The sequence below is a fragment of the uncultured Pseudoramibacter sp. genome (assembly GCF_903789625.1).
Taxonomy (GTDB): domain Bacteria; phylum Bacillota; class Clostridia; order Eubacteriales; family Eubacteriaceae; genus Pseudoramibacter; species Pseudoramibacter fermentans.
In genome coordinates this window covers 24,150-36,328 of the sequence record NZ_CAIFFF010000008.1, presented here as the reverse complement: position 1 = coordinate 36,328, position 12,179 = coordinate 24,150, and the positions used below count along the sequence as shown (strand labels likewise).

Annotated in this window: 12 protein-coding genes; all 12 read right to left on the bottom strand. The window is 51.5% G+C overall.

Going from position 1 to position 12,179, the window contains the following annotated elements; genetic code table 11:
• The 12 genes from rpsS to rpoC all read right to left on the bottom strand — a co-directional run bounded on the left by rpsS (position 1) and on the right by rpoC (position 12,176).
• Positions 1-279 (bottom strand): 30S ribosomal protein S19, encoded by a 279-nt coding sequence (gene rpsS, locus QZX60_RS05920; RefSeq protein WP_295362334.1) that lies wholly within the window; start codon positions 277-279, stop codon positions 1-3.
• Between the two features lie 14 nt (positions 280-293).
• Positions 294-1,127 carry a 50S ribosomal protein L2 gene (gene rplB / locus QZX60_RS05915; RefSeq protein WP_295362330.1) on the bottom strand — a complete coding sequence of 278 codons (834 nt, stop codon included), beginning with the start codon at positions 1,125-1,127 and terminating at the stop codon, positions 294-296.
• A gap of 46 nt (positions 1,128-1,173) precedes the next feature.
• Positions 1,174-1,464, bottom strand: coding sequence for a 50S ribosomal protein L23 (rplW, locus tag QZX60_RS05910; RefSeq protein WP_154575606.1), 291 nt, complete (start codon positions 1,462-1,464; stop codon positions 1,174-1,176).
• Complete coding sequence (gene rplD, locus QZX60_RS05905) at positions 1,464-2,084, bottom strand: 50S ribosomal protein L4 (RefSeq protein WP_295362325.1); 621 nt, start codon at positions 2,082-2,084, stop codon at positions 1,464-1,466. Before rplD ends, rplW begins: the two co-directional genes overlap by 1 nt.
• A gap of 17 nt (positions 2,085-2,101) precedes the next feature.
• Entirely contained in the window at positions 2,102-2,737 is a 636-nt protein-coding gene (gene rplC / locus QZX60_RS05900) for a 50S ribosomal protein L3 (RefSeq protein WP_295362322.1), read from the bottom strand.
• Positions 2,738-2,800: 63 nt separating this feature from the next.
• Entirely contained in the window at positions 2,801-3,109 is a 309-nt protein-coding gene (gene rpsJ, locus QZX60_RS05895; protein WP_295362319.1) for a 30S ribosomal protein S10, read from the bottom strand.
• A gap of 393 nt (positions 3,110-3,502) precedes the next feature.
• Positions 3,503-4,693 (bottom strand): elongation factor Tu, encoded by a 1,191-nt coding sequence (tuf, locus tag QZX60_RS05890; RefSeq protein WP_295362290.1) that lies wholly within the window; start codon positions 4,691-4,693, stop codon positions 3,503-3,505.
• A 50-nt stretch (positions 4,694-4,743) separates the two neighbouring features.
• A complete protein-coding gene (gene fusA / locus QZX60_RS05885; RefSeq protein ID WP_295362316.1) occupies positions 4,744-6,819 on the bottom strand; it encodes an elongation factor G in 2,076 nt (691 codons plus the stop codon).
• A gap of 42 nt (positions 6,820-6,861) precedes the next feature.
• A complete protein-coding gene (gene rpsG / locus QZX60_RS05880; RefSeq protein ID WP_295362313.1) occupies positions 6,862-7,332 on the bottom strand; it encodes a 30S ribosomal protein S7 in 471 nt (156 codons plus the stop codon).
• Positions 7,333-7,476: 144 nt separating this feature from the next.
• The gene (gene rpsL, locus QZX60_RS05875) at positions 7,477-7,851 is read right to left on the bottom strand and encodes a 30S ribosomal protein S12 (protein WP_154575611.1); all 375 of its coding nucleotides are present in this window, start codon (positions 7,849-7,851) and stop codon (positions 7,477-7,479) included.
• Positions 7,852-7,952: 101 nt separating this feature from the next.
• Positions 7,953-8,207, bottom strand: a complete 255-nt coding sequence (locus QZX60_RS05870; protein ID WP_295362306.1) for a ribosomal L7Ae/L30e/S12e/Gadd45 family protein — start codon at positions 8,205-8,207, stop codon at positions 7,953-7,955.
• Between the two features lie 93 nt (positions 8,208-8,300).
• Entirely contained in the window at positions 8,301-12,176 is a 3,876-nt protein-coding gene (rpoC, locus tag QZX60_RS05865) for a DNA-directed RNA polymerase subunit beta' (protein WP_295362303.1), read from the bottom strand.
• Positions 12,177-12,179 lie beyond the last annotated feature (3 nt).

Genomic DNA, 12,179 nt, shown 5'->3' with positions numbered 1-12,179 from the left:
TTATTGCGCAGCGGTCTTCTTTGCGCCAGCGTGACCTCTGAATGTACGGGTCGGTGCAAATTCTCCCAATTTGTGGCCAACCATATCTTCTGTGCAATAAACCGGCACGTGTTTACGGCCGTCGTGAACTGCGATGGTGTGTCCGACAAACTGAGGGAAAATAGTGGATGAACGGGACCAAGTCTTGACGACTTTCTTTTCACCCTTTTCGTTCATTTCTTCAATTCTTTTTAAAAGTCTTTCTTCGACGAAAGGCCCTTTCTTTAATGATCGACTCATTCTATTCCTCCTCGTTACTTGGCATTGCGGCGTCTGACAATCAGCTTATCAGATTGCTTTCTCTTCTTGCGGGTCTTGTAACCCAATGCCGGTTTACCCCAAGGGGTAACAGGTCCTGGACGACCAACTGGTGCGCGGCCTTCCCCACCACCATGCGGGTGGTCGTTCGGGTTCATAACAGAACCGCGGACCGTTGGGCGGATACCCATGTGTCGTTTACGGCCTGCTTTACCGATTCGGACATTCTGATGATCGAGGTTGCCGACAATACCGATTGTGGCGTGGCATTCCAAACGGACCATTCTCATTTCGCCTGACGGAAGTCTCAGGGTCGCATAGTCGTTTTCCTTCGCCATCAGCTGTGCGCTGGAGCCTGCGGAGCGGGCCATCTGGCCGCCCTTGCCCGGCTTGAATTCGATGTTGTGTACGTAGGTACCAACTGGAATGTTAGCCAGCGGCAGGCAGTTGCCGACCTTGATGTCTGCATCATCAGATGAGAGGACGGTCATACCCGGCTGTAAGCGCAGCGGAGCGAGGATGTAGCGTTTTTCGCCGTCTGCGTACTGGATCAGCGCGATGTTCGCGGTACGGTTCGGATCGTATTCGATGCCGACAACCTTACCCGGTACACCGTATTTATCGCGTTTGAAGTCGATGATACGGTATTTGCGCTTTGCGCCGCCGCCCTTGTGACGAACAGTGATTCTGCCGTAGACGTTGCGGCCGCCGTTTTTCTTAACCTTCGTCAGTAAGGATTTTTCTGGTTCACTCTTTGTGATTTCGTCATAGGTGTTGACGCTCATGTTGCGTCGGCCTGGTGACGTCGGTTTGTATTTTTTAATTCCCATTATTCGCAAATCTCCTTTAATATCTTTTGCTTATCGGGTAAAGGGATTAGACCCCTTCGAAGAATTCGATGGTCTTGCTGTCATCTGTCAATTTGACGATGGCTTTTTTCCAGTCCGGTTTCTTGCCGACGGTGTAACCGCGGCGGACTCTTTTGCCCTTCATGTTCATCGTGAACACTTTCTGGACCTTGACATCGAAAATTTCTTCGACTGCGTTGCGGATTTCGATCTTGTTGGCGTCCTTCGCAACCTTGAATGAATATTTCTTTTCTTCGGTTTGATCCATGCTCTTTTCAGAGATGATCGGACTGATGATAATATCGCGAGGATCTTTCATTATGCATATACCTCCTCAATCTTAGCGAGCGCATCTTTTGTGAGGACAAGCACATCGTATTTGAGCATGTCGTAAACATTGAGTTCAGAAACAGTTGTGGCCTGAACCTTTGTGATGTTGCGGGCTGACAGATAGACAGTCGCGTCCTTTTCCGGAGTGACGATCAGTGCGTTTTTCGCATTGAGGGCATCCAGTGCGGCGACCATATCCTTTGTCTTCGGTGCTGCAAAATCGAAAGCGTCAACAACTCTGAGTTCCTGATCTGCTGTCTTTGCGGAAAAGACGGAACGCATAGCCAAGTTCTTGACTTTCTTGTTGACCTTTTTGCTGTAGTCGCGGCTCTTCGGTGCAAAGATCACGCCCCCGCCGATCCACAATGGTGAACGGCTGGAACCCGCACGTGCGCGGCCTGTGCCCTTCTGACGCCATGGTTTTCTGCCGCCTCCGCGGACTTCTGAACGGGTTTTACTGCCCTTTGTGCCCTGGCGTTTATTGGCTAACTGTGCCACAACAACCTGGTGAACAACCGGTTCATTCGGTTCGATGCCGAAGACGCGTTCGCTCAGTTCGGTATTGCCGACAACATTTCCTTTTGTATCTAAAATATCGATTTTTGGCATTTGATTTCCTCCTGTCGTTATTCAGCAACCTTGACGCTGCTCTTTACGGAAACCACAGAACCCTTCGAGCCAGGAATAGCGCCCTTAATCAATAACAGATTGTTTTCTGCGTCAACAGACACCACTTCAAGGTTCAATGTTGTGACATTTTTATTCCCCATCTGGCCGGCCATGTGTTTATCCTTCGGAACGCGTGACGGGTAGGCAGAAGCACCCATAGAACCCGCTGAACGGTGGTATTTAGAACCGTGAGCCATTGGCCCTCTCTGCTGTCCCCAGCGCTTGATCGCGCCAGCGTATCCTTTACCTTTTGAACGGCCTGAAACATCAACATGATCGCCGACTTCAAAAACGTCAGCCTTGAGTTCCTGACCCGGTTCAAGTGCGCTGCAGTCGTCCAGTCTGAATTCGCGAAGGACGCGCGCGTATTTTACGCCGTACTTGTCGAAGTGACCTTTAACTGGCTTGGTGACATTCTTTTCTTTGATGTCGCCAAATGCGAGCTGAACTGCATCGTAGCCGTCGGTTTCTACGGTCTTCTTCTGTACGACTGTACAGGGACCAGCTTCGACAACTGTCACCGGAACAACGGTTCCGTCTTCTTTAAAAATCTGCGTCATGCCGATTTTTTTACCGATAATCGCTTTTTTCATATTTCCTCCTGATCATTGGATCGCTTTCGCGATCATAATTCTTGGTTCGCTATAAAAGCTTCTTTATAGTTTGATTTCGATATCAACGCCGGAAGGAAGGTTAAGGCGCATCAGCGCGTCAACAGTTTTCGGTGTTGGGTTAACGATATCGATCAGACGCTTGTGTGTTCTGATTTCAAACTGTTCTCTTGAATCCTTGTACTTGTGTACAGCTCTCAAGATGGTCACAATCTGCTTTTCTGTCGGCAGCGGCACCGGACCGGAAACAGCGGCGCCTGTGCGGTTCGCCGTTTCGACGATGCGTTTCGCTGACTGATCAAGCAAAACGTGATCAAAAGCCTTTAAACGAATTCTAATTTTTTGGTTGCTCATACCTGAAACAATCCTCCTTAAATAATAAAGTGTTTAGGTGTTGCTGTATCATCACCCACCCGTCCGGGTGTTTAAAGTCACTGTCTTAAAAAAAGCGAGCGAATTTGCTCATCTTTTTGACGGTGATGATCGTCGCCCGATTCATAGATCGTGACATACTCCCCAAGAATGACCTGAATTAGTAACAGCAATATCTTGGTTCATCGCAGACAGCCAACTTTGACTAGTATAATGCATTCCCCGAATGTTGGCAAGATTTTTTTTTGTAATTCTCAATTTTTTTGAAAGTGGTTGAAAATTAAAGTTTTTATTAAGTTTATTTTCAATTTAACCGCAAAAAAAGCCCGTGCCATACGACACGAGCTTTTATTTTGATTGCTTTGTTTTTGAAGATTAGTCGATGATCTTCGCAACAGCGCCGGAACCAACAGTGTGGCCGCCTTCGCGGATAGCGAATCTTAAACCTTCTTCAATAGCGATTGGCGTGATCAGCGTGACTTCCATTTCGATGTGGTCGCCAGGCATGACCATTTCTACGCCTTCCGGCAGTTTGATGTCGCCGGTGACGTCGGTTGTTCTGAAGTAGAACTGCGGACGGTATCCGTCAAAGAACGGTGTGTGGCGGCCGCCTTCTTCTTTGGTCAGAACGTATACCTGTGCGGTGAAGTGGGTGTGCGGGTGAATGGTGCCCGGCTGTGCCAGAACCTGACCTCTTTCGATCTGTGTACGATCGATCCCACGAAGCAGGGCCCCGATGTTGTCACCTGAACGACCTTCGTCCAGTGATTTACGGAACATTTCGATACCGGTAACGGTGGTCTTTCTCGGTTCTTTGATCCCAACAATGTCGACTTCGTCGCCGATGTGGACAACCCCTCTTTCAACACGGCCGGTTGCAACTGTACCACGGCCGGTGATGGAGAAGACGTCTTCGACTGGCATCAGGAATGGTTTGTCTAAGTCTCTCTTCGGTTCTGGGATGTAGCTGTCGACAGCTTCCATCAGTTCGATGATCTTGTCGCCGTCTGGGCCCATTGGATCTTCCAGTGCCTTCAGTGCGGAACCGACAATGATTGGGGTGTCGTCGCCTGGGAAGTCGTATTCGTTGAGCAGGTCGCGAACTTCCATTTCGACGAGTTCGATCAGTTCTGGGTCATCGACCTGGTCTGCTTTGTTCAAGAAAACAACGATGTACGGCACACCGACCTGACGAGCGAGCAGGATGTGTTCACGGGTCTGCGGCATTGGACCGTCAGCTGCTGAAACGACCAGAATGGCGCCGTCCATCTGAGCAGCCCCAGTGATCATGTTCTTAACGTAGTCAGCGTGGCCCGGGCAGTCGACGTGTGCGTAGTGGCGGTTCGGGGTTTCGTATTCAACGTGTGCGGTTGAAATGGTGATCCCACGTTCTCTTTCTTCTGGTGCTTTGTCGATGTTTTCGAATGCGACTTCTTCACCAGAGCCATATCTCGCGTGCAGCACTTTGGTGATGGCTGCCGTTAATGTGGTTTTGCCGTGGTCAACGTGACCGATTGTCCCGATGTTTACATGCGGTTTCGATCTATCAAATTTTTCTTTTGCCATTTTAAATTCCTTTCTATACTAAATCTATTCAAACGAATGGTTGAAGGCAATTATTCTTTGCCTTCAACGATTTTTTCAGCGATTGATTTCGGAACAGCTTCGTAATGTGAGAACTGCATGGTCGAAATCCCGCGGCCCTGTGTCTTACTTCTCAGTGAAGTGGCGTAGCCGAACATTTCAGCCAGCGGCACAACGCCGGTAATCTGCTGGGTACCGTTCTGACGAGCTTCCATCCCTTCAACACGGCCGCGTCTTGAGTTGATATCGCCCATGACATCGCCCATGTATTCTTCCGGACAGACAACGGTCAATTTTTCCATCGGTTCCATCAAAACTGGAGCAGCTTTGCGCATCCCATTTTTGAACGCCATCGACCCTGCGACCTTGAAGGCCATTTCTGAGGAGTCGACTTCGTGATAAGAACCGTCGTAAACTGTTGCTTTAACGTCGATAACCGGATAGCCGGCGACAACGCCGTTCTGCATCGCTTCTTTGATCCCCTGTTCGATTGGCCCGATAAATTCTTTCGGAATGGCACCACCGACGACTTTATTTTCAAAGATAAAGCCTTCGCCAGCTTCCAACGGTTCCAGAGTGATCAAGCAGTGACCGTACTGACCACGGCCCCCTGACTGACGAGCGAACTTGCCTTCTGCGTCGACCTTCTTGGTGATCGTTTCTTTGTAAGCAACCTGCGGTTTACCGATATTGGCTTCGACCTTGAATTCACGCAGCATACGGTCGATGATGATATCCAGGTGGAGTTCGCCCATCCCAGAAATGATCGTCTGACCAGTTTCTTCGTCTGTGTGCGTCTTGAAGGTCGGGTCTTCTTCTGCGAGCTTCATCAGGGCAACGGTCATCTTTTCCTGACCAGCCTTTGTCTTCGGTTCGACAGCAACGGAAATAACCGGATCCGGGAATTCCATGCTTTCGAGGACGATCGGATGATCCGGATCGCAGAGGGTATCCCCTGTACCGGTGTCCTTCAGACCAACAGCCGCGACAATGTCGCCAGTGTAAACTTCAGACAATTCCTGACGGTGATTGGCGTGCATCAAAAGGATACGGCCCAATCTTTCGCGCTTGTCTTTCGATGAGTTGTAGACGTAGGAGCCTGCTTCAGCCTTCCCAGAGTAGACACGCATAAAGGCCAATTTCCCGACGTACGGGTCGGTCATGATCTTGAATGCGAGTGCTGAGAATTTTTCATCGTCGGATGCTTCACGTGTGACTTCTTCGTCTGTATTCGGGTCAACCCCTTTGACAGCCGGAACGTCCAGCGGTGACGGCAGATAATCGACGATGGCGTCGCACAGCATCTGAACCCCTTTGTTCTTGTAAGAGGAACCGCAGGTAACCGCGACGAGCTTCAGTTCGACAGTCCCTTTACGGATGGCACGTTTGATTTCTTCTTCAGAAATTTCCTGACCGTCCAGATATTTTTCCATTAAGTCGTCATCGACTTCGGCCAAGCCTTCGAGCATCTTATCGCGATATTCTTCGGCCTTGTCCTTCATATCATCCGGAATGTCAGTGATTTCGATCTGTTCGCCCAATTCGTCTTTGTAGATTTCAGCTTTCATCTTGATCAGGTCGATGATCCCGATGAATTCATGTTCAGCGCCGATTGGCAGCTGGATACAAATCGGATTGGCATTCAAACGGTCGACCAGGGTGTCGACTGACATGTAGAAGTCAGCCCCGGTAACGTCCATCTTGTTGATGTAAACCAAACGCGGAACGTCGTATTCGTCAGCCTGGCGCCAAACCGTTTCAGACTGCGGTTCAACCCCTGCTTTGGCGTCGAAAACAGCGACGGCACCATCCAGGACTCTCAAAGAACGTTCAACTTCAACGGTAAAGTCGACGTGCCCCGGGGTATCGATGATGTTGATTCGATTCCCCTTCCAATGACAAGTCGTAGCCGCAGAGGTGATGGTGATCCCTCTTTCCTGTTCCTGAGCCATCCAGTCCATCTGTGAAGCCCCATCGTGGGTTTCGCCGATTTTATGGATTTTTCCGGAATAGTAAAGGATACGTTCTGTGGTCGTGGTCTTACCCGCATCGATGTGGGCCATGATCCCGATATTCCGCGTATTTTCCAAACTATATTCTCTAGCCACAATTTCTCCTTGTTCTGGTTATTTTGATCTAACCTAAAACGCTTACCATCTGAAGTGAGCAAAGGCTTTGTTGGCTTCTGCCATGGCGTGCATGGTTTCCTTACGTTTAACAGCGCCGCCTGAATTGTTGCAGGCATCCATGATTTCGCCTGCAAGGCGTTCGACCATCGTACGTTCAGAACGCTGACGTGCAAAACCGACGAGCCATCTCAATGCCAACGCCTGTTTTCTGTCTGCGCGAATTTCTACTGGGACTTGATAGGTTGCCCCGCCAACACGTCTTGCTTTAACTTCCAATACCGGTGTGATATTGGCGATTGCTTCTTGAAATGCTTCAAGCGCATCTTTTCCTGTTTTTTCTGCTACCAGATCAAAGGCACCGTAAACGATACGCTGTGCGACGCCCTTTTTGCCGTCTAACATCACGTTGTTGATCAATTTGGTCACAATCGTGTTCTTATAGATTGGATCCGGCAGTACTTTTCTCTTAGGAACTGGTCCTTTTCTAGGCACTTGCTTCCCTCCTTAACAATTTTGGATTTTCATCGGTACTCGACATCCAAATGTCGTCGTGCGCTTAACCCGAAATAATTTCGCGTTAATGGCCAATCCACATCAAAAGATTCTATTCTAATGACGCGGCTCTGACTGCACTACTTACTTTTTAGGCTTTTTAGCCCCGTATTTGGATCGAGCTTGCTTGCGGTCTTCTACGCCAGCGGCATCGAGCGCGCCACGAATAATCTTATAACGAACCCCAGGTAAATCCTTAACACGGCCGCCTTTAACAAGAACGATTGAGTGTTCCTGCAGGTTGTGACCGATTCCTGGAATATAAGCCGTAACTTCCATGCCATTGACAAGTTTAACTCTGGCAATTTTACGAAGCGCAGAGTTCGGCTTCTTCGGTGTCGCTGTACGAACAGCGGTGCACACGCCGCGTTTCTGCGGGTTGCTCTTCAAAGCCGGCGTCTTTGTCTTCAGAACTGCCGATTTTCTTCCTTGTTTAACAAGCTGATTAATGGTAGGCATTCAGTGCTGCACCTCCTCATTTAAAATTTTTTATTAAAACCGGCACATTCTTCGCTTAAAAGAAGGTGCCGGAGATAACCATGCCTATGCTTGATCGTTTTTCACTCATCCAGAAAGCCGATGACGGCTGCGGGCCTGTCGATTTCACAGGCTTTGCCGATCTCAGCCTTTGTGCCGGCGACGACGCAGTGGACCTGATGTGTTTTGCAGGCCTCTTTAACGGTCTCGGCGATATGCGCGTCGCAGTCCTCTGCGAGCACGACGAAACGAATTTCGTCCTTCCGCATCTTTTTCATCGTCTGGTTCAGTCCGATGACTTTGGGTGAGTTTTTAAAAGTCTCTACATCTATTTTCATAAGATTCTCATTTGGCATTGATGCACGCTCAAAAAAGCATGCGTGATTATTTTACCTTTCTGCCGATTCAGTGTCAAGGTCTTTTTTATCTGATCAGCCGAGAATGTCGCCGGATCCGCCGTCATCCGAATTGGTATCGTCGGAATCGTTGTCCTTGTCCGGCGTCTTGTCCGCGTCGGCGTCGTCATCGCTCAAGAAATCCATATCGAACATGTCAAAGGCCTTCGAGAGTTCGGCGTTCTTTTCGATGCTGTCGTCAATGGACTTCCGTTCTTCTTCGACGCGTTTCGCGAGGATGTTGTCGTCGTCGATGACCACGTCCAGGCCGTCGGTTTCGCCGTCTGCGATATCGTCGATCAGATCGTCGCTGTCGGCCAAATCTTCTGTCGCGTCGATGTCGTCATCGAGGGCATTTTCATCGTATTCCAAATCCACGTCTTCGTATTCGCGGATGCCCGTCCCAGCTGGGATGAGCTGGCCGATGATGACATTTTCTTTCAAGCCCATCAGCGGGTCGACCTTGCCTTTGACCGCCGCATCTGTCAGGACACGGGTGGTTTCCTGGAAGGAGGCTGCCGACAGGAAGGAGTCGGTTGCCAGCGCAGCCTTTGTGATCCCGAGGAGATCGCGGGAGTAAGTACACGGTTCCAGACCGTGATCCAGCGCCTTGTTGTTGGCTTCGCGGGCGTCGAAAATATCGACGACTGTACCGGTGATCATATCGGTGTCGCCCGAATCTTCGATCTTGACCTTTCTCAACATCTGGCGAATGATGACTTCGATATGTTTGTCGGAGATGTGAACCCCCTGCAGACGGTAAACCTTCTGAACTTCTGTCAGCAGGTAAGCCTGAACCGCTTCGACGCCTTGAATTCTTAAGATGTCGTTCGGGTTGATGGACCCTTCAGTCAACGGCTGGCCCGCTTCGACCGAATCGCCGGTGGCGACCTTCAGTCTGGCCCCGTAAGGAATGACGTAGCTCTTCGAGCTGCCGTCCGGCGCGGAGACAATCGCTTCGACGCGCTTGCCTTCCTGAATATCGACCACCCCGGCGATTTCCGTGACAATGGCCTGGCCCTTTGGCTTTCTGGCTTCGAACAATTCTTCGACACGCGGGAGCCCTTGGGTGATATCGTCGCCCGACGCAACCCCGCCGGCGTGGAAGGTTCTCATGGTCAACTGCGTCCCAGGTTCACCGATGGACTGTGCCGCGATGGTCCCGACCGCTTCGCCGATATTGACCGGCTTCCATGTCGTCAGGTCAACCCCGTAGCACTTACGGCAGACCCCGTGTTTCGCTTCACAGTTGAAGACGGCACGGATGCTGACCGATTCGATGCCCAGTTCGTCGATCTTGTCGGCCATTTCGCGGGTGATAACTTCGTCTTTAGCGACCAGTACTTCGCCTGTATTCGGGTCGACAATATCTTCGTGCGCGTAGCGCCCGGCAATACGTTCGCCCAGGCTTTCGATGACTTCGTTGTTTTCCTTCAGCGCGTGGACTTCGTAACCGTGTTCGGTGCCGCAGTCTTCTTCACGGACGATCACGTCCTGAGAGACGTCGACGAGACGGCGGGTCAGGTAACCTGAGTCGGCCGTTCTCAGCGCGGTATCGGTCAGGCCCTTTCTGGCCCCGTGGGAGCTCGAGAAGAATTCCAAGATGTTGAGCCCTTCACGGAAGTTGGAGCGGATTGGCAATTCGACGATGTCCCCGTCGGTCTTCGCCATCAAGCCGCGCATCCCGGCGAGCTGACGGATCTGATTGTCAGAACCACGGGCCCCGGAATCGGCCATCATGTGAATCGGGTTCAAGCGGCCCAGATTGTCGAGCAGGGAACGGGTAACTTCGTCCGTCGCCGCGTTCCAGATGTCTCGGATGTTGTTGTGGCGTTCATCCCAAGAAATGAGCCCCATTTCGTAATTGGCCTGGTTTTCGTCGATCTTTTCGTCGGCCGCGGCCAGGATTTCTTCCTTGTTCCCTGGGACCTGCATGTCGGCGACCCCGACGGTAATCCCAGACAAGGTCGAGTGCTTGTAGCCGAGGCGTTTGATTTCGTCGAGCACTTCCGAGGTGACGGTCGGGCCGTGTTTTCTGAAGCACTTGTCGACAATCTTGCTCAGCACGCCTTTTTTGACGACCTGATCAATTTCAAGCTTAAAGTAGGTTTCCGGTCTTTCCGGATCTCTTTCGACAAAGCCTAAATCCTGCGGAATCACCTGATTGTAGATGAAACGGCCGACTGTCGATTCGATGAAACCGACGTGATCGACGCCGTTGATTTTGCGGTGTTCCCGGACCTTGACCCGTTTGTGAAGACCGACGGCGTGGTTGGCCAGCGCCATTTCCATTTCCGCTTCGTCGCAGAAGACCGGCATTTCGTCGGAAACCACCGGTTCGTAATCCGCCGGTGCGAAGCTGCCGTGGGTGGCTTCTTCTTCGTCGTTCATTTCCAGCGTGATGTAGTAAGCGCCGAGGATCATATCCTGGGTCGGCACGACAACCGGCGTCCCATCCTGCGGCTTCAGGATATTGTTGCAGGCCATCATCAGGAAACGCGCTTCAGCCTGTGCTTCGACGGACAGCGGCACGTGGATGGCCATCTGGTCGCCGTCGAAGTCGGCGTTGTACGGCGTACAAGCCAGCGGATGGAGCTTCATCGCGCGGCCTTCAACGAGGACCGGTTCGAAAGCCTGAATCCCGAGACGGTGAAGTGTCGGTGCGCGGTTGAGCAGAACCGGATGTTCGTGAATGACGTCTTCCAGCACATCCCAAACGATCGGGTCCATCTTTTCGACGGTCTTCTTCGCGTTTTTAATGTTCTGGCTGATGCCGCGATCCACCAATTCGTGCATGACGAAGGGCTTGAACAATTCGATAGCCATTTCCTTCGGCAGCCCGCACTGGTACATTTTCAGTTCCGGACCGACGACGATAACCGAACGGCCGGAGTAATCGACTCGCTTGCCGAGGAGGTTCTGGCGGAAACGTCCCTGCTTCCCTTTGAGCATGTCGCTCAGGGATTTGTACGGGCGGTTGCCAGGGCCGGTGATCGCGCGGCCGCGGCGGCCGTTGTCGATCAGGGCGTCGACCGCTTCCTGGAGCATGCGCTTTTCGTTCTGGATAATGATGTCCGGCGCATCGAGTTCCAACAGCTTCTTCAAGCGGTTGTTTCTGTTGATGACGCGGCGGTACAGATCGTTCAAGTCGGAGGTGGCGAAACGGCCGCCGTCCAGCTGAACCATCGGGCGCAGTTCCGGCGGAATGACCGGGATGCAGTCGAGGATCATCCATTCTGGCTTGTTGTTGGATTGTCTGAACGCTTCGACCGCTTCAAGATGACGCGCGACCTTGACGCGCTTCTGGCCGGTGGCGGTTTTCAGTTCTTCCTTCAGAACCGCTTCGTCCTGGTCCAGGTCGACCATCTGCAGCAATTCCTTGATGGCTTCCGCGCCGATGCCGGCTCTGAAGCTTCTGCCGTACTGCTGTCTGGCTTCCCGGTATTCGGTGTCGGAAAGCAGCTGTTTGTAGGCCAGCGGGCTGTCGCCTGGATCGGTGACGATGTAGGACGCGAAATAGATGACGCGTTCCAATTCCTTCGGCGACATTTCGAGAATCAGGCCCATCCGGCTCGGAATGCCCTTGAAATACCAGATATGGGAAACCGGAGAAGCCAGTTCGATGTGGCCCATACGTTCGCGGCGGACCTTCGCCCGGGTGACTTCAACGCCGCAGTTTTCGCAGACGACGCCCTTGTGGCGGATGCGCTTGTATTTGCCGCAGTTACATTCCCAGTCCTTGGTCGGTCCGAAAATCTTTTCGCAGAACAAGCCGTCCTTTTCCGGTTTTAATGTGCGATAGTTGATCGTTTCAGGTTTTTTGACTTCACCGCGGGACCACTGGCGGATCTTTTCCGGTGATGCCAGACTGATCTGGATCGATTCAAATTTTAACTCCTGTGGATTGATCATCTT

Excerpts from the sequence above, each read along its gene's own strand:
- rplB (WP_295362330.1), bottom strand. The coding sequence starts at position 1,127 with ATGGGAATTAAAAAATACAAACCGACGTCACCAGGCCGACGCAACATG.
- rpsJ (WP_295362319.1), bottom strand. The coding sequence starts at position 3,109 with ATGAGCAACCAAAAAATTAGAATTCGTTTAAAGGCTTTTGATCACGTT.
- rplW (WP_154575606.1), bottom strand. The coding sequence starts at position 1,464 with ATGAAAGATCCTCGCGATATTATCATCAGTCCGATCATCTCTGAAAAG.
- QZX60_RS05870 (WP_295362306.1), bottom strand. The coding sequence starts at position 8,207 with ATGAAAATAGATGTAGAGACTTTTAAAAACTCACCCAAAGTCATCGGA.
- rpoC (WP_295362303.1), bottom strand. The coding sequence starts at position 12,176 with ATGATCAATCCACAGGAGTTAAAATTTGAATCGATCCAGATCAGTCTG.
- rpsS (WP_295362334.1), bottom strand. The coding sequence starts at position 279 with ATGAGTCGATCATTAAAGAAAGGGCCTTTCGTCGAAGAAAGACTTTTA.
- rplC (WP_295362322.1), bottom strand. The coding sequence starts at position 2,737 with ATGAAAAAAGCGATTATCGGTAAAAAAATCGGCATGACGCAGATTTTT.
- rplD (WP_295362325.1), bottom strand. The coding sequence starts at position 2,084 with ATGCCAAAAATCGATATTTTAGATACAAAAGGAAATGTTGTCGGCAAT.
- rpsL (WP_154575611.1), bottom strand. The coding sequence starts at position 7,851 with ATGCCTACCATTAATCAGCTTGTTAAACAAGGAAGAAAATCGGCAGTT.
- tuf (WP_295362290.1), bottom strand. The coding sequence starts at position 4,693 with ATGGCAAAAGAAAAATTTGATAGATCGAAACCGCATGTAAACATCGGG.